Annotated in this window: 27 protein-coding genes; 15 read left to right on the top strand and 12 right to left on the bottom strand. The window is 73.5% G+C overall.

Going from position 1 to position 26,496, the window contains the following annotated elements:
* Positions 1–170 precede the first annotated feature (170 nt).
* From ACH4J0_RS13540 to ACH4J0_RS13520, 5 genes are all read left to right on the top strand, one after another.
* On the top strand, positions 171–677 hold the full coding sequence (locus ACH4J0_RS13540) for an SRPBCC family protein (protein ID WP_396239477.1): 507 nt from the start codon (positions 171–173) through the stop codon (positions 675–677).
* A 98-nt stretch (positions 678–775) separates the two neighbouring features.
* Positions 776–1,435, top strand: a complete 660-nt coding sequence (locus ACH4J0_RS13535; protein ID WP_396239475.1) for a hypothetical protein — start codon at positions 776–778, stop codon at positions 1,433–1,435.
* 90 nt (positions 1,436–1,525) lie between these two features.
* Positions 1,526–2,320, top strand: a complete 795-nt coding sequence (locus ACH4J0_RS13530) for a thioredoxin domain-containing protein (protein ID WP_396239473.1) — start codon at positions 1,526–1,528, stop codon at positions 2,318–2,320.
* Positions 2,317–2,928 carry a vitamin K epoxide reductase family protein gene (locus ACH4J0_RS13525; protein ID WP_396239471.1) on the top strand — a complete coding sequence of 204 codons (612 nt, stop codon included), beginning with the start codon at positions 2,317–2,319 and terminating at the stop codon, positions 2,926–2,928. Before ACH4J0_RS13530 ends, ACH4J0_RS13525 begins: the two co-directional genes overlap by 4 nt.
* A 64-nt stretch (positions 2,929–2,992) precedes the next feature.
* Entirely contained in the window at positions 2,993–3,574 is a 582-nt protein-coding gene (locus tag ACH4J0_RS13520) for a dihydrofolate reductase family protein (protein WP_396239469.1), read from the top strand.
* A 45-nt stretch (positions 3,575–3,619) separates the two neighbouring features.
* Here the strand turns inward: ACH4J0_RS13520 and ACH4J0_RS13515 are convergent, their stop codons facing one another.
* The 3 genes from ACH4J0_RS13515 to ACH4J0_RS13505 are packed head-to-tail and all read right to left on the bottom strand — an operon-like array spanning position 3,620 to position 6,577.
* Positions 3,620–4,618, bottom strand: a complete 999-nt coding sequence (locus ACH4J0_RS13515) for an adenosine deaminase (RefSeq protein ID WP_396239467.1) — start codon at positions 4,616–4,618, stop codon at positions 3,620–3,622.
* A 52-nt stretch (positions 4,619–4,670) separates the two neighbouring features.
* A complete protein-coding gene (locus tag ACH4J0_RS13510; RefSeq protein ID WP_396239465.1) occupies positions 4,671–5,966 on the bottom strand; it encodes an MFS transporter in 1,296 nt (431 codons plus the stop codon).
* Positions 5,963–6,577, bottom strand: coding sequence for an ArsR/SmtB family transcription factor (locus ACH4J0_RS13505; protein WP_396239463.1), 615 nt, complete (start codon positions 6,575–6,577; stop codon positions 5,963–5,965). Before ACH4J0_RS13505 ends, ACH4J0_RS13510 begins: the two co-directional genes overlap by 4 nt.
* 136 nt (positions 6,578–6,713) lie before the next feature.
* On the opposite strand from ACH4J0_RS13505, the gene ACH4J0_RS13500 reads away from it, so the two are divergent.
* Together ACH4J0_RS13500 and ACH4J0_RS13495 are read left to right on the top strand one after the other, a co-directional pair.
* Positions 6,714–6,995, top strand: a complete 282-nt coding sequence (locus ACH4J0_RS13500; RefSeq protein ID WP_391490298.1) for a DUF6158 family protein — start codon at positions 6,714–6,716, stop codon at positions 6,993–6,995.
* Between the two features lie 123 nt (positions 6,996–7,118).
* A complete protein-coding gene (locus ACH4J0_RS13495) occupies positions 7,119–8,507 on the top strand; it encodes an NADP-dependent succinic semialdehyde dehydrogenase (RefSeq protein ID WP_396239460.1) in 1,389 nt (462 codons plus the stop codon).
* A gap of 28 nt (positions 8,508–8,535) precedes the next feature.
* On the opposite strand, the gene ACH4J0_RS13490 is transcribed toward ACH4J0_RS13495, so the two are convergent.
* Together ACH4J0_RS13490 and ACH4J0_RS13485 are read right to left on the bottom strand one after the other, a co-directional pair.
* A complete protein-coding gene (locus ACH4J0_RS13490) occupies positions 8,536–8,820 on the bottom strand; it encodes a hypothetical protein (RefSeq protein ID WP_396239458.1) in 285 nt (94 codons plus the stop codon).
* 47 nt (positions 8,821–8,867) lie between these two features.
* Positions 8,868–9,851, bottom strand: a complete 984-nt coding sequence (locus tag ACH4J0_RS13485; RefSeq protein WP_396239456.1) for a Ku protein — start codon at positions 9,849–9,851, stop codon at positions 8,868–8,870.
* Positions 9,852–10,170: 319 nt separating this feature from the next.
* Between ACH4J0_RS13485 and ACH4J0_RS13480 the strand changes: the two genes are divergently transcribed.
* The 4 genes from ACH4J0_RS13480 to ACH4J0_RS13465 all read left to right on the top strand — a co-directional run bounded on the left by ACH4J0_RS13480 (position 10,171) and on the right by ACH4J0_RS13465 (position 17,367).
* Positions 10,171–11,613, top strand: coding sequence for an amino acid permease (locus ACH4J0_RS13480; protein ID WP_396239454.1), 1,443 nt, complete (start codon positions 10,171–10,173; stop codon positions 11,611–11,613).
* 642 nt (positions 11,614–12,255) lie between these two features.
* On the top strand, positions 12,256–12,966 hold the full coding sequence (locus tag ACH4J0_RS13475; protein ID WP_396239453.1) for a transglycosylase SLT domain-containing protein: 711 nt from the start codon (positions 12,256–12,258) through the stop codon (positions 12,964–12,966).
* 205 nt (positions 12,967–13,171) lie between these two features.
* Positions 13,172–14,176 (top strand): glycosyltransferase family 2 protein, encoded by a 1,005-nt coding sequence (locus tag ACH4J0_RS13470; RefSeq protein ID WP_396239451.1) that lies wholly within the window; start codon positions 13,172–13,174, stop codon positions 14,174–14,176.
* A 287-nt stretch (positions 14,177–14,463) separates the two neighbouring features.
* Positions 14,464–17,367: an FAD-binding and (Fe-S)-binding domain-containing protein gene (locus ACH4J0_RS13465; protein ID WP_396239450.1), complete on the top strand. Its 2,904-nt coding sequence runs from the start codon at positions 14,464–14,466 to the stop codon at positions 17,365–17,367.
* Here ACH4J0_RS13465 and ACH4J0_RS13460 read toward each other — a convergent pair whose 3' ends face one another.
* From ACH4J0_RS13460 to ACH4J0_RS13450, 3 genes are all read right to left on the bottom strand, one after another.
* Positions 17,368–17,874, bottom strand: a complete 507-nt coding sequence (locus tag ACH4J0_RS13460) for a hypothetical protein (RefSeq protein WP_396239449.1) — start codon at positions 17,872–17,874, stop codon at positions 17,368–17,370.
* A gap of 134 nt (positions 17,875–18,008) precedes the next feature.
* Entirely contained in the window at positions 18,009–18,461 is a 453-nt protein-coding gene (locus ACH4J0_RS13455; RefSeq protein WP_396239447.1) for a CBS domain-containing protein, read from the bottom strand.
* A gap of 72 nt (positions 18,462–18,533) precedes the next feature.
* Positions 18,534–19,544 (bottom strand): SPFH domain-containing protein, encoded by a 1,011-nt coding sequence (locus ACH4J0_RS13450; RefSeq protein ID WP_396239445.1) that lies wholly within the window; start codon positions 19,542–19,544, stop codon positions 18,534–18,536.
* A gap of 145 nt (positions 19,545–19,689) precedes the next feature.
* Here ACH4J0_RS13450 and ACH4J0_RS13445 point away from each other — a divergent pair, with 145 nt between their 5' ends.
* Positions 19,690–20,463 (top strand): uracil-DNA glycosylase, encoded by a 774-nt coding sequence (locus tag ACH4J0_RS13445; RefSeq protein WP_396239443.1) that lies wholly within the window; start codon positions 19,690–19,692, stop codon positions 20,461–20,463.
* A gap of 297 nt (positions 20,464–20,760) precedes the next feature.
* Here ACH4J0_RS13445 and ACH4J0_RS13440 read toward each other — a convergent pair whose 3' ends face one another.
* A complete protein-coding gene (locus ACH4J0_RS13440) occupies positions 20,761–21,639 on the bottom strand; it encodes a CHAD domain-containing protein (RefSeq protein WP_396239441.1) in 879 nt (292 codons plus the stop codon).
* Positions 21,640–21,783: 144 nt separating this feature from the next.
* On the opposite strand from ACH4J0_RS13440, the gene ACH4J0_RS13435 reads away from it, so the two are divergent.
* From ACH4J0_RS13435 to ACH4J0_RS13425, 3 genes are all read left to right on the top strand, one after another.
* The gene (locus ACH4J0_RS13435; RefSeq protein WP_396239439.1) at positions 21,784–22,455 is read left to right on the top strand and encodes a hypothetical protein; all 672 of its coding nucleotides are present in this window, start codon (positions 21,784–21,786) and stop codon (positions 22,453–22,455) included.
* Between the two features lie 137 nt (positions 22,456–22,592).
* Entirely contained in the window at positions 22,593–23,399 is an 807-nt protein-coding gene (locus tag ACH4J0_RS13430) for a DsbA family protein (protein ID WP_396239437.1), read from the top strand.
* 76 nt (positions 23,400–23,475) lie between these two features.
* A complete protein-coding gene (locus ACH4J0_RS13425; protein ID WP_396239435.1) occupies positions 23,476–24,123 on the top strand; it encodes a vitamin K epoxide reductase family protein in 648 nt (215 codons plus the stop codon).
* Between the two features lie 17 nt (positions 24,124–24,140).
* On the opposite strand, the gene ACH4J0_RS13420 is transcribed toward ACH4J0_RS13425, so the two are convergent.
* The 3 genes from ACH4J0_RS13420 to ACH4J0_RS13410 form a co-directional block, all read right to left on the bottom strand.
* Positions 24,141–24,641 (bottom strand): NUDIX domain-containing protein, encoded by a 501-nt coding sequence (locus tag ACH4J0_RS13420; RefSeq protein WP_396239433.1) that lies wholly within the window; start codon positions 24,639–24,641, stop codon positions 24,141–24,143.
* A gap of 110 nt (positions 24,642–24,751) precedes the next feature.
* Positions 24,752–25,834, bottom strand: coding sequence for a serine hydrolase domain-containing protein (locus ACH4J0_RS13415; protein ID WP_396239431.1), 1,083 nt, complete (start codon positions 25,832–25,834; stop codon positions 24,752–24,754).
* Positions 25,835–25,952: 118 nt separating this feature from the next.
* Positions 25,953–26,468, bottom strand: a complete 516-nt coding sequence (locus ACH4J0_RS13410) for a GNAT family N-acetyltransferase (protein ID WP_396239429.1) — start codon at positions 26,466–26,468, stop codon at positions 25,953–25,955.
* Positions 26,469–26,496: the final 28 nt, after the last annotated feature.

Raw genomic sequence — 26,496 nt, 5'->3', positions numbered from 1 at the left:
CACCCCCCCCCCCCCCCCGCCCCCCCCCCCACCCCCCCCCCCCCCCCCCCCCCCCCCCCCCCCCCACCGCCCCGGCCACCCACCCTCCCGAAAGCCCACCCCCCAAAACACCAACCCCCCTTTGCCTCCCCGCCGGGGAAAGCGCAGGCTGGGTCCGGAGGAGGCCCCCCATGACCACCCTTGAGGAACAGATCGACATCGCCGCCCCCGTCCTCGCCACCTGGGAGCAACTGCACCGAGTGCACGACTACCCGCAGTTCGTCGACGGCCTGCGCACCGCCCACCCCCACGGCCGTAACCTCGCCCACCTCGGAGTCCAGGTCGGCGGATCGGAGTGGTCCGTGGACACCGAGATCACCGACCGCGGGCGCGGCCGGGTGATGGCCTGGCGGACCCTGGACTCCGTCCACCTGCACGGCGCGTTCGCGCTGCTGCCGCTCGACCCCCGGCACACCCGGCTGCAGATCCGGGTGGAGTACGACCCGGAGGCGGTGCACCGCGAGTTCGGCGGGCCGCGTGGATTCGCTCAGGCCGGGGCGATCGAGCGCGCGGTACGCGGGGATCTGGAGCACTTCCGCGAGCTGGTCGAGGCCCGGGTGGGCGCCGCCGACGGCCACCCGGCCCCCGCCCGCGACCACGACCACGACCACGACCACGACCACGACCACAACCCGTAAGACCCACATAAGCCCAGCTCAGCCCGGGTGGTGAGGCTGTTCACAGCCCGCCATCCACCCGGTCGTTCAGTCGGCAGCCTGTGGCAGACTCGGATGCCATGGACATCGGCCCGGTCACCAGGACGCTCCGCGCGGCGGTCTTCGCCGCGCTGGTCGTGCTGCTTGCCGGGCTCGCCCAGGTGCTGGTCACCGGCCGCTCCCTGCCGCTCGGCACGATGGGCCTGGCGTCGATCGCCGTCTTCGTCCTCGCCTTCGCCCTGGCCGGCCGCGAACGCCGCTACCCGGTGATCGCGGCGGCCTTCCTGCCGCTGGAGCTGGGTGTCAGCGCTCTGTTCGACCTCGCGCAGCGCTCCTGCCCCAGCCTGCCGCCGGGCGCCGGGCACGGCCTCCAGCCGCTGCTGTGCGGCGGTGGTTCGCTCGGCGGGTTCCTGCTCGGGCACGGCGTGTCCGAGCAGACCGGCGTCCTGCTGCTCCTGCTGCTGCACACGGTGATCGCGCTGGCCGGGGCGTTCTGGCTGCACCGCGCGGACGCCGCGCTGGCCGGCCTGGTGCGGGCGGTCCGGATGCTGGGCGAGCTCCTGCACCGGCACCTGCCGGCCGCCGCCCGCTGGCTGCGGCTGCTGTTCGCGCCTGTCCCGGCCCGTCCGGTGGCCCGGGCGCCCTTCCCCGGGGCCAGCCGTTCGCTGGTCCCCGCCGAGGACGCGGTGGTCCGTCCGGCCGTCCGACGCGGTCCGCCGGTGTTCGCCCTGGCCGTCTGAGCCCTTCCCTCAACGGTCGTCTCTCCCCGCGCCGACCCGGTCCCGGTCGCGCCGCCCTTCCGCACGCCCGAGAGCACAGGACGACACCCCATGAGCAACACCCGCAAGACCGACCAGAAGACCAACGCCACCGAGCGCATGCGCGCCGCCCGTGCCCAGGTCGAGCGCTCCGACCGGATCCGCCGCCGGGTGGTGGTCGGCGCCGCCTCCGCCGCCGTGCTCGCCCTCGCGGCCGGTGTGGCCTTCGCCGTCGGCGGTTCCTCCGGCTCCTCCTCGGACGCCGCCGCGAACGGTCCGCTGGTCGTCCCCGCCAACGCTGGCGGCACCGACGGCACCGTGATCACCTACGGGAAGGCCGACGCGCCGCACACCCTGGAGATCTACGAGGACTTCCGCTGCCCGTTCTGCGAACAGCTGGAGACCACCACCGGCAAGACCGTCCAGCAGCTCGCCGACACCGGCACCTACAAGATCGAGTACCATCTCGCGACGTTCCTGGACAAGAACCTCGGCGGCAAGGGCTCGCGCACCGCCCTGGCCGCGGCGGGCGCCGCGCTGAACGAGGGCGTGGACAAGTTCAAGGCCTTCCACGACGTGCTGTACGCCAACCAGCCGGACGAGCGCAGCGACGCCTTCGGCGACGTCAACCACCTCCTGGACCTGGCCGGCCAGGTGCCCGGGCTGAAGACCGACGGCTTCGTCAAGGCCGTCCAGGAGGGCACCTACGCGCCGTGGGGGGCCAAGGTGAACGACGAGTTCAACAAGAGCGACGTCACCGGCACCCCGACCGTCAAGCTCGACGGCAGGAAGCTGGACGTCCTCACCAACGGCAAGGCCGCCTCGCCCGACGAGTTCACCGCGATGGTCAAGCAGGTGACCGGGTGACGACCCCCGCCCCGCGGACCGTCTCGGCGAGCCGTCCGTTCGCCTGGCTGCTGCTGATCGGCGGCGCGGTCGGGCTGTTCGCCTCGACCGTCCTCACCCTGGACAAGATCCGCCTGCTGGAGGACCCGTCGTACGTCCCCAGCTGCAACATCAATCCGATCATCAGCTGCGGTTCGATCATGCGCAGCGACCAGGCGTCGGCCTTCGGCTTCCCCAACTCGCTGATCGGCCTGGTCGCCTTCGGGGTGGTGATCGCCATCGGCGCCGGCCTGCTCGCCGGGGCGGCGTACCGGCGCTGGTTCTGGCTCGGGCTCCAGGCCGGGACGGTCTTCGGGATCGGCTTCGTGACCTGGCTGATGTACCAGACGCTGTACCGGATCGGCGCGCTCTGCCCGTACTGCATGGTGGTGTGGGCCGCGATGATCCCGCTGTTCTGGTACACCACCCTGCACAACCTGCGCTCCGGTGTGATCCCGGTGGGCCGGAGGGGCCGGGTGGGCGTGCAGGAGGCCGCGCGCTACCACTGGGTCGTCCCGGCGCTGTGGTACGCGGTGATCGCGCTGCTGGTCCTCAGCCGGTTCTGGTACTACTGGAGCACCCTGATCTGATTCCCGTCCGCCACCCGCTCCCGCCCCGGGGGCGGGCGGCGGCCCTCCTCCCCGCGAGGCCGTCATGCGACGCAGGATCGTCCTCTTCGTGAACGTCTCCCTGGACGGCTACTTCGAGGGCCCAGACCACGACCTGAGCTGGCACCGCGTCGACGACGAGCTGCACACCCATTTCAACCGGGAACTCGCCCGAATGGGTGGTTTCGTCTCCGGCCGACGCACCCACGAGCTGATGGCCTCCTTCTGGCCCACCGCCGACCAGGACCCGGCCGCCGACGGCCCGACGGCGGAGTTCGCGGGCATCTGGCGAGACATGCCGAAGACCGTCTTCTCCCGCACCCTCGACCACGCCGACTGGAACACCACCGTCCTGCGCGAGGTCACCCCCGAGACGGTCGCCGGCCTCACCGCCGGCCCGGGCGGGGACCTCTCGCTCAGCGGCGGCGAACTGGCCGCGGCCTTCCTCGCCCAGGACCTGATCGACGGGTTCCGGATCTACGTCCACCCCGTCGTCCTCGGCCGCGGCACCCTGCTCTTCCGCCCCACCGAGCACCCGCTCCCGCTCACCCTGACCGACACCCGCCGGTTCACCAACGGTGTGACCCTGCTGCACTACGCCCGCGGCGGCCCGTCACCGCTGGACTGACCGGCTCCCGGGCGCGGCGGCGCACCGCCACCGCGCCCGCTCCGCTCAGCCCTCGACCAGCTCGAAGGTGAACCGCTCGACCTCGGCGAGGAGTTCGGCCCGCCGCCGGTCGTCGAGGAAGGACGCCCGGAAGGAGTTGGCGGCCAGCCGGCGCAGGGTCTCCTGGTCGAGGGCCAGTGCCTGCCGCACGGCGCGGAAGTTGTCCTCGACGTATCCGCCGAAGTAGGCCGGGTCGTCGGAGTTGACGGTGACCAGCAGCCCGGCGTCCAGCATCTCGCGCAGCGGGTGGTCGGCCAGGGTGTCGACGCAGCGCAGGCGGACGTTGGAGAGCGGGCAGAGGGTGAGCGGGACCTGCTCGCGGACCAGGCGGGCGACGAGTTCGCCGTCCTCCAGGCAGCGCAGCCCGTGGTCGATCCGCTCGACGCCCAGCACGTCCAGCGCCTCGGTGACGTACGAGGCCGGGCCCTCCTCGCCCGCGTGGGCGACCCGGCGCAGTCCGGCCTCGGCGGCCCGGCGGTAGACCTCGCGGAACTTCGCCGGCGGGTTGCCGACCTCGGCGGAGTCCAGGCCGATGCCCGAGATCCGGTCGAAGTACGGGCGGGCGGCCTCGAAGGTGTCCAGCGCGGAGTCGGCGGACTCGTCCCGCAGGAAGCACATGATCAGCTGGGTGCTGATGCCGTACCGCTCCTCGCTGCGCGCCAGCGCCCGGGTCAGCCCGTCCACCACCACGCCGAGCGGAACCCCGCGGGCGGTGTGCGCCTGCGGGTCGAAGAAGATCTCCGCGTGCCGCACACCCTGCTCGGCGGCCCGGGCCAGGTAGGCGTCCGCGAGGTCGGCGAAGTCCTGCTCGGTGCGCAGCACGGCCATCAGCGCGTAGTAGAGGTCCAGGAAGGACTGGAGGTCGCTGAAGGAGTACGCCTTGCGCAGCTCCTCGGTGTCGGTGTACGGCAGCGCGACGGAGTTGCGGGCGGCGAGGGCGAAGGCCTGCTCGGGTTCGAGGGTGCCTTCGATGTGCAGGTGGAGTTCGGCCTTGGGAAGCGGCATGTGCGATCTGTCCGAGCTGTCGGGGGAGGTGAACCTGAAGGTACGGAAGATTTCATCCTATGATCTTCCCCTTCTCCGGGGGCGCCGTGGGCAGCTCCCGGAGGGTGCGCAACGGCGAGAACAGCGGCAGTGTCCCGGTGAGCGTGAGCAGGCCGGTCATCACCCACATCGTCGCCCGCAGACCGATCAGCTCGCCCAGTGCCCCGCCGGTCAGCGCGCCGAGCGGGATGGTGGCGTGGACGGCGAACATCGAGCCGGCCGTCACCCGGGTGAGCAGCTCGGGCGGGGTGTAGGACTGCCGGAAGCTGCCGAGCACGATGTTGCAGAGCACCACCGCCGCGACCACGGCCAGCGACCCGATGACGTACAGCGCCGTCCCGGCGCCCGGCCCGGCCAGCGGCATCAGCAGCCCGAACGGGGTGACGGTCAGCAGCACGATCCGCGTCCCGCGCGCCGTTCCGAACCGGCGGCACAGCGGGCGCGCCGCCAGTGAGCCGAGCACGCCGCCGACCGCGGCGGCGGAGGCGAGGGCGCCGACCCAGCCGGGGGCGATCCCGGCCGACCGGACCAGGAACAGGGCCAGGATCGACTGGTACCCCATCAGGGCGAAGTTGGCGGCGGCGCCGAAGAACAGGAAGGCGCGCAGGTACGGGTCGCGCAGCAGGAAGGACAACCCCTCCCGGACCTGACCGAGCAGGTCCGCCTGCTCCCGGGGCGCCGGCTCCGACCGGGCGCGGATCCGCAGCAGGGTGGCGGCTGCGATCAGGAAGCTCACCGCATCGACGAGCAACCCACCCGCCGCGCCGACGAGTTGGACGATCAGCCCGGCCAGTCCGCGCCCGGCGACCTCGGCCGCCGAGCCGCTGCCGGTCAGTTTGGCATTGCCCTCGATCAGGTCCTGCGGCGCGACCAGTTCGGGCAGGTAGGCCTGGTCGGCGGCGTCGAAGAAGACCGAGCAGACGCCACCGAGGAAGGCCACGACCAGCAGCTGCGCCATGGTGAGCCCGCCGAACCAGCCTGCCACCGGCACGCTCGCGAACAGCGCGGCTGAGCCGAGGTTGCAGCCGATCATCACGACCCGCCGGGGCGCCCGGCCGACCCACACCCCCGCGGGCAGGCCGAACAGCAGCCAGGGCAGCCAGATCGCACCGGTCAGCAGGCCGGTGGAGAGCGGCCCGGCGTCCAGGGCGAGCACGGCGACCAGCGGCAGCGCGACGGTGGTGACGCTGCTGCCCAGCCGGCTGACGGTCTGCCCCGCCCAGAGCAGCCGGAAGTCGCGGTCGGCGAACAGGCCCCAGCGGGAGCGGACTCGGGGCTCGTCGGGCGGCGGGGCGAGGGTCGCGGTCACGGCCTGGCCGGGACGCTGTGGGCGAAGGCGAGGACGGTCACGCGGTCCATCCCGTCCTCGGGCACGGGCCGGTGCGCCCACTTCTGGATCACCTCGTGGAGGTCCGCGGCCAGCTCCCGGGCCTCCTCCGGGGTGAGCCGCAGCCAGGCCTGGGTGGCCACCGAGCAGCCGTCCCGCCAGTCGGGCCCGTAGCCGCCGCGCCGTACGGACCACTCCCGGACCAGCTCGACCTGACGCTCCAGCAGGATCGATCCGGCCGCGTCCGCGACGGCCTCGGTGACCGGGTCGCCGTCGAAGTCGGCCCTGGTCCAGCTGAGTTCGCGGTCGGCCAGCCGCCACCAGCGCTCCCGCCGGTCCCGTGCCAGCTCGGGCGCCTCCTCGATCAGTCCGCTCTCGGCCAGCACCTTCAGGTGGTGGCTGACGTTGCCGACCGCCTGCTCGGTGCGCTCGGCCAGCTTCCCGACCGTGGCCGGGCCGTCGACCTTGAGCAGGTCGATCAGCCGACGGCGCAGCGGATGGGTGAGGGCGGCGAGCACCCGGGAGTCCTGGATCTCCCGGGAACCTCGCGGCTGTCCCGCGGTGTCGGGCGCGGGGCCCGTCGTGTCGTCCATGGCGGGAGACTATCCACAAGAGTTCTTGTGCGACACCCCTTTTACAAGACCTCTTGTTGATTGCGCCACCGAACGGGTGTACCGGTGCCGGACACCGGGCACGCGGTAGAAGGGGGCTTCCGTCGAGGAGGTAGAGATGCGGCACGTCAACGACCCGCACATCCGGCCCGAGGGCATCTCCCCGCACGCCCTGGGCAACGACACCCTGCTGCACGAGCTGGAGCAGCTGCACCGCACGCGCCACGAGACCTTCCTGTACGGCTCGGAGGAGGCACTGAAGCGGCACACGCTGCGCACCGGGGAGCTGGAGGCCGAGTACCTGCACCGCTTCCCCGGCCGGCAGGTCACCGCCGCGCGGACCAGAGCCGGGGCCCGGGCCCGGGAGGCGGCGGCCCGGGTGGAGTCGCTGCCGGAGTAGTACCGGAACGACGGGAACCGCGGCCCGGCGGGACACGCCGGGCGGCGGTGGCGTGCCTGCGGGCGTGGCGTCGGGGAGGGTGTGAGGACAGACGCACCGGACCCGACCCCACTGGGAGCCCGCATGCCCATCGCCAGCGTCAACCCCGCGACCGGCGAGACCGTCCAGACCTTCGAGCCGCTCGACGCGGCCGGGATCGAGCGGCGACTGGCCCGTGCCGAAGCCGCCTTCCACGGCTACCGCAGCACCCCCTTCGCCGCCCGCGCCGAACTGATGCACCGCGCGGCCGACCTGCTGGAACGGGACCGGGACGCGGTCGCCCGCACCATGACCGAGGAGATGGGCAAGCCCATCGCCGCCTCCCGGGCCGAGGCCGCCAAGTGCGCCAAGGCGATGCGCTGGTACGCCGACAACGCCGAGGCGCTGCTCGCCGACGAGCACCCCTCCCCGGCCGACGTGGCCGACAGCGGGGCCGCCCGCGCGTACGTGCGCTACCGCCCGCTCGGCCCGGTGCTCGCCGTGATGCCGTGGAACTTCCCGTTCTGGCAGGTGGTCCGCTTCGCCGCCCCGGCCCTGATGGCGGGCAACGTGGGCCTGCTCAAGCACGCCTCCAACGTGCCGCGCACCGCGCTCGCGCTCGAGGACCTCTTCCAGCGGGCCGGCTTCCCGGAAGGCTGCTTCCAGACCCTGTTGATCGGCTCGGACTCGGTGGACGGCGTGATCCGGGACCGTCGGGTCGCCGCCGTCACCCTCACCGGCAGCGAGCCGGCCGGGCGGGCGGTGGCGGCCACCGCGGCCGACGAGGTGAAGAAGGCCGTGCTGGAGCTGGGCGGCAGCGACCCGTTCGTGGTCCTGCCCAGCGCCGACCTGGAGGCCGCGGTGAGCACCGCGGTGCGGGCCCGGGTGCAGAACAACGGCCAGTCCTGCATCGCCGCCAAGCGCTTCATCGTGCACACCGATGTCTACGACCGCTTCACCACCGCCTTCACCGAGGCGATGCGCTCGCTGCGGATCGGCGACCCGATGGACGAGAGCACCGACGTCGGCCCGCTGGCCAGCCGCCAGGGCCGGGACGACCTGGAGGAGCTGGTCGAGGACGCCCGCACCCACGGCGCCCGCGTCGAGTGCGGCGGCGAGCGCCCGATGGGCTGGGACACCGGCTGGTTCTACGAGCCGACCGTCCTGACCGGCATCACCCCGGCGATGCGGATCCACCAGGAGGAGACCTTCGGCCCGGTCGCCACCGTCTACCGGGTCGCCGACCTGGACGAGGCGGTGGCGCTCGCCAACGACACCCCGTTCGGGCTCAGTTCCAACGTCTGGACCACCGACCAGGACGAGCAGGAGCGCTTCGTCCGGGACATCCAGGCCGGCGGGGTGTTCTTCAACGGCATGACCGCCTCCCACCCGGCGCTGCCCTTCGGCGGCGTCAAGCGCTCCGGCTTCGGACGGGAGCTGTCCGGGCACGGCATCCGGGAGTTCTGCAACGTCACCACGGTGTGGATCGGCTGAGCCCTCCCGGACGCGCCGCCCGGCCGGGTCAGGAGGCCGCCATCCGGTGCCTGCCCCGGCCGGGCGTCATCCAGCGGGCGACGACGCCGACCAGGGCGACGAACGTCAGGAACCAGAAGAACGCCATCAGGCCGAGCATCGGGGCCCAGTACGTCTGAACGGCGACCATGCACAGACCGATCGAGAGCGCGACCATGAACGTCACCACGGTCGGGCTGAGGCTGAGCAGCCAGTGCCAGGCCCGGTGCCCCCGGCTGGGGTTCCGCGGGGCGTCGGGGCCGGTGTCGAGTTCCTCGTAGGTGAGCAGGTCCATCGGGATCGCCTCCAGTGCTGGAGAGGGGGACAGCCCGGCCCGCGGGGTCAGGAGGCCTTGCGCGGAGCCGTGGACTTGCGGGTGGTGGTCTTCTTCGCCGGAGACGTCTTCTTGGCGGCCGCGCTCTTCCCGGCCGCGGTCTTCCCGGTGGCCTTCTCGGCCGCGCTCCCTCCGGCGGTGGTCTTCTTCGGCGCCGCGCGCTTGCGGGGGGCCGGCTCCTCCTCCGGCTTCTCCGGCCCGGCGGCCGGCGCCCGCTGGCCCTTGGCCTGCTTGAGGCTGCTGCGCAGCGCCTCCATCAGGTCGATCACGTTGTCCGGCGCCCCGCCGGCCTCCTCCTCGTGCGGGACCTCGACGCCCTCCAGCCGGGCGGTGATCACCTGCTGGAGCGCCTGCTGGTAGTCGTCGTGCAGCTGGGAGAGGTCGAAGTCCTCCGAGAGGGTGTCCATCAGCGACCGCGCCATCTTGAGCTCCTGCGGCCGCACCGCGACGTTCTCCTCGGGCGCGATCCCGGCCGCCGGGCGGACCTCGTCGGGCCAGATGCAGGTCTGCAGCACCAGCGTCCCGTCGTGCACCCGCAGCACCGCGGGCGACTCCCGGGTGCGCAGCGCGATCTTGGTGACGGCTATCTGTCCGGACGCCACCAGGGCGTCGCGCAGCAGGGCGTACGGTTTGGCGGCCGCCTTGTCGGCGACGCCCACGTAGTAGGCCTTGGAGAACATCAGCGGGTCGATCTCGGTCGCGTCCACGAAGGCCAGCACATCGATGACCTTCTTGCTGGGCAGCGGCAGATCGGCGAGGTCCTCGTCGCTGAGCGTGACCGTCCGGCCGTCGGGCGACTCGTAGCCCTTGGCGATCTCGGCGTACGGGACCTCTTTCTCCTCCCGTTCGCAGTACCGCTTCATCCGCACCCGCCCGCCGTCCTTGGCATGCACCTGGTGCAGCGGGACATCGTGCTCCTGGGTGGCGGAGTACAGGTGGACGGGGATGCTGACCAGCCCGAAACTGATCGTCCCCTTCCAAGTCGTCTGCATGGAGTGGCTCCGAGAACGTCCGAAGTGCCCCGAGACTCCCACTTTGCCCGGATTCGCCCAGATCGGCCACACCTCGTCGTCCCCAGGCCGGCGGGAGGCTTTCGAACGCTGACGATGCATCAGATTTGAGCATTTCATGCCACCTCCACAACCCTCCTGACCTGGCTTTTTAAGTTCGGTAAGCGAACAGTTATGAAAGCATTGTTCCGATACTCGAGCGTAGAAGTTAGGTTGCACCGCAATGCGCGGATCTGTCCCCCACCCTCCGGCACGACGAGCCGAGGGTCATGCCGCGCCGGAAAGGCAGAGGACACCCTCCATGAGTGCGGACACCACCAAGCAGGCGACGGACACCACCCAGGCCCGTCACCCGCTCGGCCCAGCCGGACACGGTGGCGACGGCCACCTGAAGGCCGGGCTCAAGAACCGCCACCTGTCGATGATCGCCATCGGCGGCGTGATCGGCGCCGGCCTGTTCGTCGGCTCCGGTGCGGGCATCGCGTCCACCGGCCCCGGCATCCTGCTCTCCTACACCCTGGCCGGCGTGCTGGTGGTGCTGGTGATGCGGATGCTCGGCGAGATGGCCGCGGCCGATCCGCAGAGCGGCTCGTTCTCGGCGTACGCGGACCGCGCGCTGGGCCGCTGGGCCGGCTTCACCATCGGCTGGCTGTACTGGTTCTTCTGGGTCGTGGTGCTCGCCGTCGAGGCCACGGCCGGCGCCAAGATCCTCAACACTTGGGTGCCCGGCGTGCCGCAGTGGGGCTGGGCGCTGATAGTCATGGGCGTGCTGACCTCCACCAACCTGTTCTCGGTCGCCTCCTACGGCGAGTTCGAGTTCTGGTTCGCCGGCATCAAGGTGGTCGCGATCGCCGCGTTCCTGGTGATCGGCGTCCTCGCCGCCTTCGGCCTGATGCCCGGCACCCACGCGGTCGGTGCCAGCAACCTGACCGGCCAGGGCGGTTTCCTGCCGCACGGCGTGGGGGCGGTGTTCACCGGCATGCTCACGGTGGTCTTCGCCTTCATGGGCAGCGAGATCGTGACCCTGGCGGCCGGCGAGTCGGAGGACCCGGAGAAGGCGGTCAGCAAGGCCACCAACAGCGTGATCTGGCGGATCGGGATCTTCTACCTCGGCTCGATCCTGCTCGTGGTCACCCTGCTGCCCTGGAACTCGCCCGAGGTCAAGGCCAGCCCGTACGTGGCGGTCCTGGACCACGTGGGCATCCCGCACGCGGGCCAGGTCATGGACGTGATCGTGCTGACGGCCGTGCTGTCCTGCCTCAACTCCGGGATGTACACGGCCTCCCGGATGGCCTTCTCGCTCGGCCAGCGCGGCGACGCCCCCAAGGCCTTCGCGACCGTGACCTCGCGCGGCGTGCCGCGGGTGGCCATCCTCTCCTCCGTGGTCTTCGGCTTCGTCGCCGTCTTCTTCAACTACACCTCGCCCAAGACGGTGTTCGCCTTCCTGCTGAACTCCTCCGGGGCCGTCGCGCTGTTCGTCTGGCTGGTCATCTGCGCCACCCAGCTGCGGATGCGCAAGATCATCGAGCGCGAGATGCCCGAGCGCCACACCGTCCGGATGTGGCTGTACCCCTATCTCACCTGGTTCGCCATCGGCATGATCGGCTTCGTCGTGGTGTACATGTTCACCGACCACGACGGACGCCAGCAGATGTACCTGTCGCTGGTCGCCGCGGCGATCGTGCTCGGCGCCGCGGCCGTGGTGGGCCGACGGCGGCGGGCGGCGGTGGCGGCGGAGTCCTGACCCGTCCGCACCGCGCTGGAACGCCGGGCCCGGAAGCCGTTGCGGAGGCTTCCGGGCCCGGTGCCTTTCGCTGCCCCGTCACGGCCGCCGCCCCGACCACCGGCGAACGGCGACCGACCGGTCACGCTGCGTCGATGTCGGCGCCGCCCTCCTGTGAGCCCGCCCACAGAAGGTTTCGCGTCTACGGCCCTGGATAGTGGACACGGTCGACCCAGCCGCCGACCGGCCCCGACCGGCCATCACCGGCCGCTCGCGCGGGCCCCGGGCCCCGCCTGAAGAACGCAGGCCATCGCCTTTTCGCGGGCCGCCATCCAGCGGTGCCGCCTGCCCGCGACCCCCAGGTATCCAAAACGGACAAACATCCCCAAACTCACCCGCTCGCCCGGTCGCGCCCGCCCCGCAGCCACTACCGGTCGTAGTAGCGAACCCCTTTGCCACCCGTCTCGGGCCCTGCCAAGAATGGCCCGTCGCCAGGCAGCGCCGGCCGGCCCGGTCCGCCGCGCGCAGCCCGCTCGCCCCGCCGTCACCGCCGGGGCGCCACGGCCGTCCCGGACGGCCGCGCGGGCACCGCCCACCCGGAGCCCACGCGATGCCCGCCCAGTGCCCCGGCACGGCCCCCGACGGAAAAGGATCGTCCGCTCCATGCAGCTCAGCCATGCCCGCCGCAACTCCCTGATCACCGGTGTCGCCACCCTCGTGGTCGCGAGCGCCGCCACCGCCGCACTCGCCATCCCACAGGTCGGGGGATCCACCGAGGCCGCCGCCCCGGCGGCCGCCGTCTCGGTGGACGGCAAGCCGGTCGGCGACCAGGGCCAGGCCGACACCGCTGCCGCTGCCGACAAGGCCACCCAGGCCGCCCAGGACGCCCAGGACGCCCAGGACGCCCAGGCGGCACAGGACGCCCAGGCCGCTCGGGACGCCCAGGCGAAGGCCCAGGCGGACGCCGCCGCCCAGGCCGCCGCCCAGGCGCAGGCCGAGGCCGACGCGAAGGCCCAGGCGGACGCCAAGGCCCAGGCCGACGCCGCCGCCTCCCGCTCCCAGCAGCGCCAGAACCTCAACAGCTACTCCGGCACCCCGCAGCAGATCGCCGCGCAGATCGTGCCGGCCGGCCAGCTGCAGTGCTTCAGCAACATCGTGTTCCGCGAGAGCAGCTGGAACCCGCTGGCCGTCAACGCCTCCTCCGGTGCCTACGGCCTGGTCCAGGCCCTGCCCGGCTCCAAGATGGCCTCCGCCGGCGCCGACTGGCGCACCAACCCGGCCACCCAGATCAAGTGGGGCCTGGACTACATGAACACCCGCTACGGCAGCCCCTGCGCCGCGTGGTCGTTCTGGCAGGCCCACCACTGGTACTGAGCCGGCCCGGCCCTCCCTCCGTACACGCCCCAGGCCCGCGACGCACTCCGCGCCGCGGGCCTCGCGGCGTCGCCGGTCGGCGTGTGCACGCCCAGAAGGCGGCGTGAAGATATGGCGCACGCTCGTACGGTTTGCGCCAATTGCTCGTAATTACGCACCGTCAGGCCTTTGCCACGGTTCGCCCGCCCTCTTACGCTCCGGCGTCATGCCCTCACCCCTGATCAGCGTCGTGCTCCCCGCCTACGACCAGCACGAACAGCTCGCCGACTGCCTGGACTCGCTGCTCGCCCAGTCCCTGGCGAACGTCGAGGTGATCGTGGTCGCCGACCGCTCCCCCGAGACCCCGGCCGGGCTCGCCGACTCCTACGCGGCCCGGCACCCGCAGGTGTCGGTGCTGCACCTGAACGCGGCGGTCGGGGTCGGAGTGAGCCGGAACGCGGGTGCGGCGCGGGCCTCCGGCGACTACCTGCTGTTCCTGGACGCCGACCACCTGCTCCCCCGGGACGCCCTCCAGACGCTCGCCGACCGGCTCCAGCAGACCGGCCCGGTGGACGTCCTGCTGTTCGGCCACTCCCGCCGCCACAACGACCGGGACTGGCCCGGCGGCGCCGAGGCCCTGCTCGCCGAGGCGGGCCCCGAGGCCTTCGCCCCCTTCGACCGGCCCGAGCTGTTCGGCGCCCCGCCGCTGATCTGGGACCGGCTGATCCGCCGCGGCCACTGGGAGGAGCTGGGGCTCGCCTTCCCCGACGGCCGGTACGAGGAGATCCCGGTCGTCCACGCGGCGCTGCTCGGCGCCCGGAAGGCCGCCGTGCTGGCCCGCGAGTGCGTCCAGCTGCGCCGCCGGGAGACCGTCCACCCGGCCGGCGGCCCCGGCAGCAGCGTCTTCGACCTGTTCGACCAGTACGAGCGCAGCTTCGCCCTGCTGGAGGACCAGCCGCACCTGTACGCGGTGCGCGACGCCCTGTTCATCCGGATGATCCGGCACTACCTGTTCGTCTTCGACCTCGCCGGCTGCGTCACCCGCGCCGAACGCCCGCAGTTCTTCCACCGGGCCGCCGAGCACCACCGCCGCTTCATGCCGCCCGGCCACCGCAAGCCCGGCGGGCGGCTGGGGATCAAGTTCTCCCTGCTGGCCGGCGGCGCCTACCCGGCCTTCGAGGTCGCCAAGCTCTCCCACATCGCCCGCGGCACCCTCACCGGTCGCAAGTAGCGTCCGTCAGGCGTGCGCGGCACCGCCGTCCGCGGCCGGCGCGACGGCGATCCGCCGGACCGGCCCCGGCTGCGCCGACAGCTCGACCGCCAAGGACAGCGGCCCGCCGATCGGCAGGCGGGCTAGGTGGGCGTCCGGTCCGGCCGGGCCCCGGAGTCGTTGATCACGTTCGCCGCGGGTGCCACATCACACCCCGTCGGCGGAACCCCCGTCGTGCCCGGTTCCCGGACAGCGCCCGGACTGCGATCATCGGCGGAGCGCTGCCGCACCCGCCCCGGAGGTCCCTGGTGAGCCGTCCGTCCGCCGTTGCCGGGTCCGAACTGGCCCGTGAGCTGGCCACCGTGCTGCGCGGGGAGGTCCGCTTCGGCACGGCCGAGCGCACGGTCTACAGCCACGACGCCTCCAACTACCGGCAGCTGCCGCTCGGCGTGGTCAAGCCCGCCGACCTGGACGACGTGCGCACCGCGATGGCCCTGTGCCGCCAGTACGGGGTGCCGGTGGTGGCGCGCGGGGCGGGGACGAGCGTCGGCGGGCAGGCGATCGGCCCCGGCGCGGTGGTGCTGGACTTCCGCCGCCACCTCGGCGCGGTGCTGGAGATCGATCCGCGGGCCCGCACCGCCCGCGTCCAGCCCGGCACCGTGCTGGACGACCTCCAGCGCGCCGCCCGACCGTACGGACTGCGCTTCGGGCCGGACCCGTCCACCCACAGCCGCTGCACCCTCGGCGGCATGATCGGCAACGACTCCTGCGGCGCCCGCTCTCTCGCCTGGGGCCGCACCTCCGACAACGTGGAGCAGCTGGAGCTGCTGCTCGCGGACGGCACCGAGCTGAGCGTGGGCGGGCGGCTGACCGGCGCCGAGCGCGCGGGGCTGCGGGAGCTGCCCGGCCGGGCCGGCCGGCTCCACAGCCGGCTCCAGGAGTTCACCGACCGCAACCTCGCCGTCATCCGCCAGGGCATGCCCCGGCTGCCGCGCCGCACCTCCGGCTACCCGCTGGACGCACTGCTGCCCGAGCACGGCCACGACCTCGCCCGGACGCTCACCGGCACCGAGGGCACCTGCGCGCTGCTGCTGGGCGCCACCGTCCGGCTGGTCGAGGACCCGCCCGCGCGCGCCCTGGTGGTGGCCGGCTACCCCGACGAGGGCGCCGCCGCCGACGCCGTCCCCGCCCTGCTGCCGTACGGTCCGCTGACCGCCGAGGGCATGGCGGCCGACCTGATCGCCGCGCTGCTGGCGGCCGGCCCGCGCCCGCCCGCCCTGGACCGGCTGCCCGCGGGCGGGTGCTGGCTGTTCCTGGAGACCGGCGGCGCCACCGCGCTGGAGGCCTACCAGGCCGCCCGCCGGCTGGCCGACGCGGTGCGCCGCGAGCGTTCGGCCGCCGTCGCCCTGGTCACCGACCCGGCCGAGCAGCGCCAGCTGTGGGCCATCCGGGAGGCGGGCGCCGGGATCGTCACCCGGCTGCCCGGCGGGGGCGAGGCCTGGCCCGGCTGGGAGGACTCCGCCGTCCCGCCCGAGCGGCTCGGCGACTACCTGCGGGACCTGCGCGCCCTGCTGCGCCGGCACGGTCTGCGCGGCGTGCCGTACGGGCACTTCGGCGACGGCTGCGTGCACCTGCGGATCGACTTCCCGCTGGACCGGCCCCAAGGGGGTGGGGTCTTCCGGGAGTTCCTGGAGCAGGCCGCCAATCTGGCGGTCTCCCACGGAGGTTCGCTCTCCGGCGAGCACGGGGACGGGCAGGCCCGCGCCGAACTGCTGCCGCGCATGTACCCACCCGAAGTGATCGGCCTGTTCGGCGAGTTCAAGCGGATCTGGGACCCGGAGAACCTGCTCAACCCCGGTGCCCTGGTGGACCCGCGCCCGCTCGACGCCGACCTGCGCTTCGTCACCTCCCCCCGCCGCCCGCTGCCGCTGGCCCTTCCGTACGAGCAGGACGGCGGCAGTCTGACCAAGGCGGTGCACCGCTGCGTGGGCGTCGCCAAGTGCGTGGACCCGACCACCGGGGTGATGTGCCCGAGCTACATGGCAACCGGCGAGGAGCGGCACTCCACCCGGGGCCGGGCCCGGCTGCTCGCCGAGATGCTGCGCGGCGAGGCGGTCCCGGACGGCTGGCGCTCGGCCGAGGTGCGGGAGGCGCTGGACCTCTGCCTGAGCTGCAAGGGCTGCGCGAGCGACTGCCCGGTGCACGTCGACATGGCGACCTACAAGACGGAGTTCCTGTACCAGCACTACCGGCACCGTCCGCGCCCGCTCCCGCACTACTCGATGGGCTGGCTGCCGCTGTGGCTGCGGGCGGTCGCGCTCGCGCCGGGGGCGGCCAACTCGCTGGTCCGCTCCCCGGCCGGCGCGCTGCTCAAGCGGCTCGGCGGGATCGACCGGCGCCGGGTGCTGCCGGTCTTCCCGCTCGAGAACTTCACCCGCTGGTACCGGCGGCACCGCGCCGCCCACCCGGCCCCGGCGGGGGCCCGGCCGGTGCTGCTGTGGCCGGACACCTTCTCCAACCAGCTCCAGCCGCAGGTGCTGCGCTCGGCCGTCGAGGTGCTGGAGCACCTGGGCTTCGACGTCCGGCTGCCCGACGGGCCGGTGTGCTGCGGTCTCACGTGGTACTCCACCGGCCAACTCGGCACCGCCCGCCGGGTGTTGCGGCGCAGCCTGGCCGCGCTGGCGGCCGTTTCGGTCCCGGCCGACACCCCCGTGGTCGGTCTGGACCCCAGTTGCACCGCCACCCTGCGCGAGGACCTGCCCCGCCTGCTCGGCGCGGACGGCCGCCCCCTCTCCGAACGGACCCGCACCTTCGCCGAGTTCATCGACGAGCACGCCCCGGACGCCCCGCTCCCCCACGTCCGGTCCGACGCCGTCACCCAGACCCACTGCCACCAGCACGCGGTGCTCGGCAGCGCGGCGGACCGCCGGGTCGAGGCCAGACTGGGCCTGCACAACCGGGTGTTGGACTCCGGCTGCTGCGGTCTGGCGGGCAACTTCGGCTTCGAGCAGGGCCACTTCGAGGTGTCCGAGGCGATCGCCGAACGGGTCCTGCTGCCCGAGGTCCGGGCGGCCGGGCCCCACACGGTGGTGCTGGCGGACGGCTTCAGCTGCCGCACCCAGATCGCCCAACTCGCGGACGGGCGCCGGGCCCTGCACCTGGCGGAGCTCATCGCCCGGGAGCTGCGGGCCGCCGCCCGGCCCGTCGACTGACTACGCGTGCTCGGCGAGGAAGGCCCCGGCGTGCGCCGCGGCCTCCTCCCGGGTCGGGTGGCCGACCGCCGCCCGGCCGGTTTCGCCGTCCGCGCCGGTGGCCGTCCAGCGCCAGCCGTCCGCGGCCTCGTCCCGGGCCAATTCGGCGGTACCACCGAACAGTTCGAGCGAACCAGGTCGAGCCGCCGGACGGCCGACCGCCTCCGGCCACTTCTTCCGGGCGCCCTGGCGGGTGATGCCCCAGGCGACGCCCAGCTGTTCGTAGCTGGCGCCGTAGGAGCCGGCGGTGGCGGCCGCGGTCGCGGTGAGCCGCTTGACCTCGACGTCCACCAGCTTCCAGGCGGACAGCACGGAGAGGGCGACCTCGGCCGGGTCGGCGTCCCACATCCGCTCCTCGGGCAGCCCGGCCGCCCGGGCGCGCACGGCGGTGGCGAGGGGGTTCAGCGCCTCCAGGAGGGCACTGGCCAGTTCGGACCGTTCCTCGGGAGTGATCTCCACAGCAGTCATGGCGACAACTGTAGTTACCGAATGGCATTTCGACAACCAAAGTTACCGACAGAACCGGTCCTGGGCCGGACACGCGGGTGCGACCCGGGCCCGTTCCCCCACGGGCCCGGGTCGCACCCGGGCGTCCGGCCCGATCAGCCCTGCAGCGCCTCCTTCTTCGGCGGCTCCTCCGCGCACACCGCCGCCACGAACTCCGCGAGCCGCGCCTGCGGCAGCCCGCGCGCGATGTCGGCCTCGCTGATCATGCCGACCAGCTTGTGCTCCGGGTGGTTGATCACCGGCAGCCGGCGGACCTGGTACTGCTCCATGACGCGCAGCACCTGCTCACAGTCCTCGTCCGCCTCCACCGTCATCGGCCTGCCCTGCGCCAGCTCGCCCGCCGTCATCCCGGCCGGGTCGCGACCCTCCGCGACGCAGCGCAGCACGATGTCGCGGTCGGTCACGATGCCCAGCAACTTGTCGTTCTCCCCGCAGATGGGCAGTGCGCCCACGTGCCGTTCCCGCATGATCCGGGCGGCGTCCGCGAGCGTCTCCTGCTCGCGGACGCACTCCGCGCCCTGGTGCATGATGTCGCCGGCTCTGGTCATGGTCCGCCTCCTGACCTCGCTCCCTCTCGTCCATCGTGGTCCGGGCCGATGCCGCACGCCACCGGGCGCCCGTCAGGGCGTCGCCCCGGGCTCCGTGCGCTCTTCCGGCCCGTCCTTCCCGTCCGCCTCCGCGCGACCGCCCTCCAGGTCTCCGTCCTCCAGCGGCGAGCGGGACAACACGTCCTCCAGCGGAGGGAGTTCGCGCTCGGACTGCTCATGCTCGAACTCCGGCTCCGGCACCTCGCCGCTCTCCACCGCCTGCTCCGCGGACTTCGCCGCGGCCGCCACGGCGGCGGCCGACAGCAGATCCCGCTGCTGGGACTCCGTCGCGCTGTCCAGGAAGCGCAGCAGCTCCACCGGGAACGGCAGCACCAGCGTCGAGTTCTTCTCCGCCGCCACCTCCACCACGGTCTGCAGCAGGCGGAGTTGGAGCGCCGACGGGGTCGCGCTCATCACGGCCGCCGCCGACGACAGCCGCTCCGAGGCCTGGTACTCACCGTCCGCCGTGATGATCCGCGCCCGCCGCTCCCGCTCGGCCTCCGCCTGGCGCGCGATCGAGCGCTTCATCGACTCCGGCAGGGCGACGTCCTTGATCTCCACCCGGTCGATCTGGATGCCCCAGCCCAGCGCCGGGCTGTCGATCATCAACTCCAGCCCCTGGTTGATCGGTTCCCGGTTGGCCAGCAGGTCGTCCAGCTCGCTCTTGCCGATGATCGACCGCAGCGAGGTCTGCGCGACCTGGGAGATCGCGAAGTTGTAGTCCTGCACGTTGACCGTCGCCTTGACCGGGTCCTGCACCTGGAAGTAGACCACCGCGTCCACCCGCACGGTCACGTTGTCCCGGGTGATGCCCTCCTGCGCCGGGATCGGCATCGTCACGATCTGCACGTTCACCCGGCGCAGCCGGTCCGCGATCGGCATCAACGCGACCAGCCCAGGCTCGCGGACCTCGTCGCGCACCCGCCCGAAGCGGAACACCACGCCCTTCTGGAACTGCTGGACCACCCGGATGCTCAGCCCCGCCCAGACCACCCCCAGCCCGACCAGCCCCCCGAGAGCCCCCAGTACCGAATCGACGATCATCGCGGCCTCCTCGCGGCCTCCGCGCACACCCGTGCCTGCGGCCACCGCCGACCGGACCGGCCGGGGCCGCCGGAGCAACTGATTCCACGCTACCGCTGCCCGGCAGCGGCCGGACCGAGCGGGCACACGCCCTAGGATCGGAGCCATGCAGCTGGTCCCCGCCGACGACCCGAGCCACCCCCGCCACCCCGCCGAGGCCGCTGCCCGCGCCACCGGACTCGCCGAGCTCGACCGCGTCGTCACCGACTGCCGGGCCTGCCCCCGGCTGGTCGAATGGCGCGAGGAGGCCGCCCGCACCAAGCGCCGCGCCTACCAGGACTGGGACTACTGGGCCCGCCCCATCCCCGGCTTCGGCCCGCCCGAGGCCCCACTCGTCATGGTCGGCCTCGCGCCCGCCGCCCACGGCGGAAACCGCACCGGCCGGATCTTCACCGGCGACCCCTCCGGCGACCTCCTCTACGCGGCGCTCTACGAGCTGGGGCTCGCCAACCGCCCGCAGTCCGTCCGCCACGGCGACGGTCTGGAGCTGTACGGCGTCAGGATCACCGACCCGGTCCGCTGCGCCCCTCCCGACAACAAGCCCAGCACCGCCGAACGCGAGACCTGCCGCCCCTGGATCACCCGCGAGATGCAACTGCTGCGCCCCACCGTCCGGACCGTCATCGCCCTCGGCGGCTTCGCCTGGCAGGCCATGCTGCCGGTGATCGCCGACGCCGGCTGGCTGGTCCCGCGCCCCCGCCCCGCCTTCGGCCACGCCGCCCTGGCCACCTTCCCCGCCCGCGACGGCGGCCCCGACCTGCGGCTCTACGGCTGCTACCACGTGAGCCCGCGCAACACGAACACCGGTCGGCTCACCGCCGCGATGCTCCGCGACCTGCTCCGCGAGGCGGCCCTCTCGGCGGGGCTCAGCCCCCTGTAGCGCGCTCCCGGCCCCAGGCCCCCGAACGCCCTCGGGCGAACCGTCGGATGGCCGTGGTCCCGCGGCCGTGGTCCCGCCGTCCACCGGCGGCGGCACGCCAGCGACGCAAGGGGCCGTCGCTCAGCAGCCTCCGCCGCCCCGCTGGGCGGCCTCGTCGGAGCCGGCCGAGCCCGGGGGGTCTTCCCGCTCCCCGTGCAGGACCATCGCGTCTTCGCCTGCCTCGCCCCGCCGCCCCGGCGGCCCCGCCCGACACGCCTGCGCCTCCCCGGGGCGGGCGGAGAACCCGGTTCGAAGCCCTCAGCCGAACCGCGTCAGCTTCCGCTTCCCCGCCTCCGCCCACACCTCCGGCAACCGCCCGCGCGCCGCCTCCGCCGCCGCCAGCTGGCCCGCGTAGAGCACGCCGTAGGCGAAGGGCTCGCCGTTCTCGGCCGCCCGTTCGACCAGGGCCGCGGCGGCGACCACCGCGTCGTGGTGTTCGCCCAGCAGCTCCTGGACGGCCTTCATCCGTTCCGTGTAGCACTCGGCTGCCGGGCCGACGGCGGCGGCCGCCGTTTCGCCGGCGTAGCGGGCGCGTTTGGCGGCCTTGCGGGCCTCGTGCAGCGCCCGGTCCCGGTGCTCGGGGGCGGCGACGAGGGCGGCGTGGACACGGGCGGCCGTGCGGCGCTGCTCCTGGGCGGCGATGCGGGAGAGTTCGGGGGCGGCGGTGCGGGCGGCCCGGGGGCACAGCGGCGGGTCGGCGAGCAGAGTGGTCAGGGCCGTGGCGAGGGCCCGGCGGCGGGGGCTGTCGAGGGCCGCGACCACCTCCGGCCACACCCGCCGGTACTCGGCCTCGCCCCACCGCTCCAGCGCGTCCGCGACCCGTTCCGGTCCGCAGACGGCGGGCAGCTCGCGGGCGCGGGCGGCCAGCCGTTCGGCGAGCACCTCGCGGTCCCGGGCGCGGCCCAGGGCGGCGCCCAGCCAGCGCAGGTCGGCGACGAGGGCGTCGGTGGTGCCGGGGGCGAGGAGTCGGCGGAAGGTCCGCAGGGCGCTGCGCAGCCGTCGGCAGGCGACCCGCATCCGGTGGACCGCGTCGGGTTCGCCCGCCCGGACGGCGTCGTCGAGTCCGGCGAGCACCGCCGCCTGGGCCTCGATGCGGTCGAGCAGCACCTGTCCGACCGTGGTTTCGGGCCTCGCCATGCGTGTGCACCCCCTCGCCGGGATGCCTTCCAGGCTAGGCCCTGTCCGTCGACTCCGCGGTCCGCTGAGGGGGCGTCACCCCAACGCCGTATCCGTACGCGGTCTCGTGTCCGCCGTAAGGGGCATGGCATACTCCGGGGCGTGATGACCTCCACCCATGCGACCAGGGCCCTGCGGGCCGCGGTGTTCACCGCGCTCGCCGTGCCGATGGCCGCACTGGGCCAGGTGGTCATCACCGGTCGCCCTCTGCCGCTGTCGCTGGTGGCCACGGCGAGTGCCGTCGTGTTCCTGGTCGCGGCCGTGTCGGCCGGCGGGGAGCGGCGGCTGCTGCACATCTCCGGTGTGATGGTGCCGGTCGAGCTGCTGCTCAACACCACCTTCAACCTGGGCCAGACCGGCTGTGGACCGGTCCTGTCCGAGCACGTGTCGGCGCGCGGGGTGAACCTGCTGGTCTGCGGCGGCGGCTCGGTGGACGGCTCGCTGCTGGGCAGCCCGCTGGGTCATGCGGGGCAGTTGGCACCCGCCGCGACCCAGCTGCTGCTCCTGCTGGTGCACCTGGTGATCGCGCTGGCGGCCTCGGCCTGGCTGCGGCTGGGCGACTCCGCGCTGTCCGGCCTGGCCCGGGCACTGCGCGCGCTGCACCAGTCGGTGGCCCGCCCGCTGCGGGCCCTGCTCGTCCTGCTGCTGCCCGCCCCGGTCCGCCCGGTGCTGCGGGTGCCACTGCCGGTGTCGGACCACGAGCGGCCGCGCCGCGAGGACGTGGTGCTGAGCCCGGCTCCCCGGCGTGGTCCGCCGGTCTTCGCGCCTGCCTGCTGAGCGCGTACCCCGCTTCTCCGAGCACGGTCCCGTACGCCCGCCGGCAGTGCGCACGACTCCCGCGTCACTTGCCCCCGCCGCACCCGGTGCGGCCACCCGCGCGCACCCGCGCGCCGCGTACAGGAGTGGACTTCCCCATGGCTCAGGACAAGAACAAGAAGCGCATCAGCGCCCGTGAGCGCATCCAGGAGGCGCAGCGCCGCGAGCAGCAGGCCGCCAAGCGCCGTCAGCGGATCGTCGTGTCGGTCTCCGCCGTCGTCGTGCTCGCCCTCGCGGGCGGTGTGGCGCTCGCGATCAACACCGGCTCGAAGAACGACGACAAGGCCGCCGCGGCCGCCTCCGCGGCCCCGCTGGTCGTCCCGGCCAACGCCACCGGCCCGGACGGCACGGTGATCACCTACGGCAAGGCCGACGCCCCGCACACCATGGAGGTGTACGAGGACTTCCGCTGCCCGGTCTGCAAGCACTTCGAGGCGGCGAACGGCCAGACCGTCAAGGAGATCACCCAGGACGGCCAGATCAAGGTGGAGTTCCACCTGGCCGCCTTCCTGGACAAGAACCTCGGCGGCAAGGGCTCGCGCACGGCGCTGGCCGCGGCCGGTGCCGCGCTGAACGAGGGCGTGGACAAGTTCAAGGCGTTCCACGACGTGCTGTACGCCAACCAGCCGGACGAGCGCGAGGACGGCTTCGGCGACGTCAACCACCTGCTGGACCTGGCCGGCCAGGTGCCCGGGCTGAAGACGGACGCCTTCGTGAAGGCGGTCACCGACCGGACGTACGCGCCGTGGGCGGCGAAGGTCGCCGACGCGTTCAACAACAGCCAGGTGACCGGTACTCCGACGGTCAAGGTGGACGGCAAGCCGATCAACCTGTTCGCGGGCAACGCCGCCGCGTCCCCGGAGCAGTTCACCGCCCAGGTCAAGCAGGCCGCCGGTCTGCAGTAGGCCGCACGGCACCACCGGCCCGGCCGAACTCCCGGCCGGGCCGGCCCCTCCCAGCCAGCCACCGGAGCGTGCTGTCATGACCGCGACTACCGTGCACCCTTCCCATCCCGCCCCCGACGCCGCCGGCCCGGGCCCGATCGGCGCCGGCCGGGCCCTCGCCCTCCTGCTGTTCCTCGGCGGGCTGGTCGGTCTCGTCGCCTCGGCCGTCCTGACCTTCGACAAGCTCCGCATCCTGGAGAACCCGTCGTACGTCCCCAGCTGCAACATCAATCCGGTGATCAGCTGCGGTTCGGTGATGCGCACCGAGCAGGCCTCCGTCTTCGGCTTCCCCAACCCGCTGCTCGGCCTGGCCGCCTTCGGCGCGCTGGCGGCGATCGGGGCGGGGCTACTGGCCGGCGCCGCCTACCGGCGCTGGTTCTGGTTGGGCCTGCACGGCGGGACGGCGCTGGGTGTGGTGTTCGTGCACTGGCTGGTCGGCCAGGCGCTGTACGACATCGGCGCGCTGTGCCCGTACTGCATGGTGGTGTGGGCGACGGTGGTGCTGCTGTTCTGGTACACCACGCTGCACAACCTCCGCACCGGGGTGATCCCGGTCGGGCCGAGGATGCGGACGGTCGTCCGGGAGGCGGCGCGCTACCACTGGGCGCTCCCGGTGCTGTGGGCGGCCGTGATCGCGCTGATGGTGCTCAACCGGTTCTGGTACTACTGGAGCACTCTGCTCTGACCGTCCTCCGGGGGCTCTCATCCCACGTACCCCGCCGAGTGCAGCAGCGCGGCGACGCCGGTCCGCCGGGCCTCCAGGGCCGCGGTGAGACGGCGCCCCGCACAGGGGTGCAGCAGGGCGGCCGCCCGGGCGGGGGTGAAGTAGCCGTGGCCGGCGATCTCCTCCGCCTGGAGCCGGAACACCGCACCCGGCTCCACCGCGCCGCCGTCGAACATGAAGTGCACGGCGGGGTGGGCGTGTTGGCCCTGGTCGGGGATCGCCTCGCGCCACTCCACGACCAGCAGCCGCAGCTCTCGGGCCACCAGTCCGGTCTCCTCGTGCAGTTCCCGGGCCGCGCACTCGGCCGGCCCCTCCCCCGGGTCCATCCCACCACCGGGGAACTGCCACTGGTCGCGGTAACTGGCCTTCAGCAACAGGACCTTGCCGCCCCGGTCGGTGAGCAGCACGCTGCAACCGATGTAGGCGCGCACCATCCGGGCGAGCCACTCCTCCTCCGAGAGTGTCCAGGTGTCCGTCATCGCGCCTCCTCCGCCGGCCGTCCTCCGTCGCGGCCACCCTGCCCCGGTCCCCGCGCCACGAAAGGTGGTTCGTACCTAATCCACCCGATCGGGTACTCGGCGCCGGCGGCTCACCCGAAGACGGCCCGCCGGAAGGCGTTGCGCAGGTCGGTGAGGGACTGGGTGATCCGGCTGTGGTGCACCTGGTTGGTGAGCAACAGGGCCCAGCGGCCCAGCCGACGGGAGACCCAGATGCCGGTGCCGGTGAAGCCGTAGTGGACGAAGGTGCCCTCGGCGGGTTCGGTGCCGGGGGCGTACTGCCAGGACAGGCCGCGGGCGGGGGCGAGGCCGCCGGTCTGCTCGCGCAGCGATTCGGCGATCCACGGTTCACCCCAAGGCAGGTGGGGCGGCGGGGCGAGCAGGGCGGTGAGGAAGCGGGCGAGGTCGGCGGGGGTGGAGAAGGCCCCGGCGTTGCCGGAGACGCCTCCGAGCAGCCGGGCCGAGGGGTCGTGCACGACGCCGCGCAGGTGGGCGCCGGTCGACCGGTCGAGCTCGGTGGGCGCGGTGCGGGCGACCGCCGCGGCGTCGAGCGGACCGTAGCGGGTGTCGGTCATGCCCAGTGGCCGCCAGGCCCAGCGCGCGGCGAGTTCGTCCAGCGGGGCGCCGCCGAGGTCCTCGACCAGGTAGGTGAGCAGCACGGCGGCCCGGTCGGTGTACTCGACTGCGGCCCCCGGCACGCGGTGCAACGGGGCGGCGATCACCCCGGCCCGGATCGCCGCCGGTGCCCGCCCGTAGAGCTGCTCGAAGCGGGTGTACGGGAGCATCCCGGCGGTGTGGGAGAGGAGCTGACGCGCCGTCACCCCACCGGCGGGGCGCCCGGCGGCGGGCGGCCACCAGTGGCCGAGCGGTTCGTCCAGCGGAAGCCGTCCGGACCGCCGGAGCACCCCGGCGCAGGGCCAGAGCGCGACGATCTTGGTGAGACTGGCCAGGTCGTACAGCGTGTCCGGACCGGGGGCGAGCCGCGCGTACGGGCCCTGCCCGAGCGCGCCGTGGCCGCCCCCGCCGAGCGGGCCCCCGGCGTCGCCGACCGCCCAGACGGCGCCCGCCCCGACGGTGCGCGCGCCCTCCCGGACCAGGCGGTCCAGTTCCCCGCCGGGCGCGGCCAGGTCGGGGAGCCGTGCGGCTCCGGGCGGTTCGGGTGGTTGCTGGCTCACGACGGGTCTCTACCCGGCCCCCGCGCCGCTCAGACCGCCGACGTCCGGGCCACCGAGGCTCTGGCCGCCGACGCCCGGGTCGCCGACGTCCAGAGCGGCGGCACGCGGACCGCGGCCTTCAGACCGCCACCGGGAGTTCCTTGCCGAGGCAGATGCTCTGCGGGTAGTCCTTGTAGATGCCGAACTTGCGGATCGCCGCGTAGCCCTCGGAGCCGTACAGCGCGATGGCCTCGGGCTGCTCGGTACCGGTCTCCAGGATGAAGCGGGTGCGCCCGGCCTCGACGGCGGTCTCCTCCAGCCGGCGCAGCATCGCCCGGGCCAGGCCCCGGCCGCGGGCGTCGGGTACCACGAACATCCGCTTCACCTCGGCGTCACCGTCGCGCAGCCCGTCCGCTCCGGCCCGCTTGGCCCGCCAGCCCCCACAGGCGACCGGTCGGCCGTCCAGGTAGGCGATCATGAACAGGCCGGCCGGCGCCTCGAAGTCCTCGGGGTGCATCACGGTCTCGTCCGGGTCCCCGTAACGGCGGACGTACTCCTGTTGCACCTCCGCCGACAGGGCCTGGGCGTCGGGGTGGGCGTACCCGGTGATGCGGAACTCGACGGTGCCGGTGTCCTTGGTGGCGGTGCTCTCCATGGTCGGAGAGCCTACGACGTCGGGGGCC

Origin of the sequence: Kitasatospora sp. NPDC017646 (assembly GCF_044329365.1) — a bacterium.
Lineage (GTDB): Bacteria > Actinomycetota > Actinomycetes > Streptomycetales > Streptomycetaceae > Kitasatospora.
This window is presented reverse-complemented; position numbering and strand designations above follow the sequence as displayed.

Excerpts from the sequence above, each read along its gene's own strand:
- ACH4J0_RS13540 (WP_396239477.1), top strand. The coding sequence starts at position 171 with ATGACCACCCTTGAGGAACAGATCGACATCGCCGCCCCCGTCCTCGCC.
- ACH4J0_RS13535 (WP_396239475.1), top strand. The coding sequence starts at position 776 with ATGGACATCGGCCCGGTCACCAGGACGCTCCGCGCGGCGGTCTTCGCC.
- ACH4J0_RS13530 (WP_396239473.1), top strand. The coding sequence starts at position 1,526 with ATGAGCAACACCCGCAAGACCGACCAGAAGACCAACGCCACCGAGCGC.
- ACH4J0_RS13520 (WP_396239469.1), top strand. The coding sequence starts at position 2,993 with ATGCGACGCAGGATCGTCCTCTTCGTGAACGTCTCCCTGGACGGCTAC.
- ACH4J0_RS13515 (WP_396239467.1), bottom strand. The coding sequence starts at position 4,618 with ATGCCGCTTCCCAAGGCCGAACTCCACCTGCACATCGAAGGCACCCTC.
- ACH4J0_RS13505 (WP_396239463.1), bottom strand. The coding sequence starts at position 6,577 with ATGGACGACACGACGGGCCCCGCGCCCGACACCGCGGGACAGCCGCGA.
- ACH4J0_RS13500 (WP_391490298.1), top strand. The coding sequence starts at position 6,714 with ATGCGGCACGTCAACGACCCGCACATCCGGCCCGAGGGCATCTCCCCG.
- ACH4J0_RS13495 (WP_396239460.1), top strand. The coding sequence starts at position 7,119 with ATGCCCATCGCCAGCGTCAACCCCGCGACCGGCGAGACCGTCCAGACC.
- ACH4J0_RS13490 (WP_396239458.1), bottom strand. The coding sequence starts at position 8,820 with ATGGACCTGCTCACCTACGAGGAACTCGACACCGGCCCCGACGCCCCG.
- ACH4J0_RS13485 (WP_396239456.1), bottom strand. The coding sequence starts at position 9,851 with ATGCAGACGACTTGGAAGGGGACGATCAGTTTCGGGCTGGTCAGCATC.
- ACH4J0_RS13480 (WP_396239454.1), top strand. The coding sequence starts at position 10,171 with ATGAGTGCGGACACCACCAAGCAGGCGACGGACACCACCCAGGCCCGT.
- ACH4J0_RS13475 (WP_396239453.1), top strand. The coding sequence starts at position 12,256 with ATGCAGCTCAGCCATGCCCGCCGCAACTCCCTGATCACCGGTGTCGCC.
- ACH4J0_RS13470 (WP_396239451.1), top strand. The coding sequence starts at position 13,172 with ATGCCCTCACCCCTGATCAGCGTCGTGCTCCCCGCCTACGACCAGCAC.
- ACH4J0_RS13460 (WP_396239449.1), bottom strand. The coding sequence starts at position 17,874 with ATGACTGCTGTGGAGATCACTCCCGAGGAACGGTCCGAACTGGCCAGT.
- ACH4J0_RS13455 (WP_396239447.1), bottom strand. The coding sequence starts at position 18,461 with ATGACCAGAGCCGGCGACATCATGCACCAGGGCGCGGAGTGCGTCCGC.
- ACH4J0_RS13450 (WP_396239445.1), bottom strand. The coding sequence starts at position 19,544 with ATGATCGTCGATTCGGTACTGGGGGCTCTCGGGGGGCTGGTCGGGCTG.
- ACH4J0_RS13445 (WP_396239443.1), top strand. The coding sequence starts at position 19,690 with ATGCAGCTGGTCCCCGCCGACGACCCGAGCCACCCCCGCCACCCCGCC.
- ACH4J0_RS13440 (WP_396239441.1), bottom strand. The coding sequence starts at position 21,639 with ATGGCGAGGCCCGAAACCACGGTCGGACAGGTGCTGCTCGACCGCATC.
- ACH4J0_RS13435 (WP_396239439.1), top strand. The coding sequence starts at position 21,784 with ATGACCTCCACCCATGCGACCAGGGCCCTGCGGGCCGCGGTGTTCACC.
- ACH4J0_RS13430 (WP_396239437.1), top strand. The coding sequence starts at position 22,593 with ATGGCTCAGGACAAGAACAAGAAGCGCATCAGCGCCCGTGAGCGCATC.
- ACH4J0_RS13425 (WP_396239435.1), top strand. The coding sequence starts at position 23,476 with ATGACCGCGACTACCGTGCACCCTTCCCATCCCGCCCCCGACGCCGCC.
- ACH4J0_RS13420 (WP_396239433.1), bottom strand. The coding sequence starts at position 24,641 with ATGACGGACACCTGGACACTCTCGGAGGAGGAGTGGCTCGCCCGGATG.
- ACH4J0_RS13410 (WP_396239429.1), bottom strand. The coding sequence starts at position 26,468 with ATGGAGAGCACCGCCACCAAGGACACCGGCACCGTCGAGTTCCGCATC.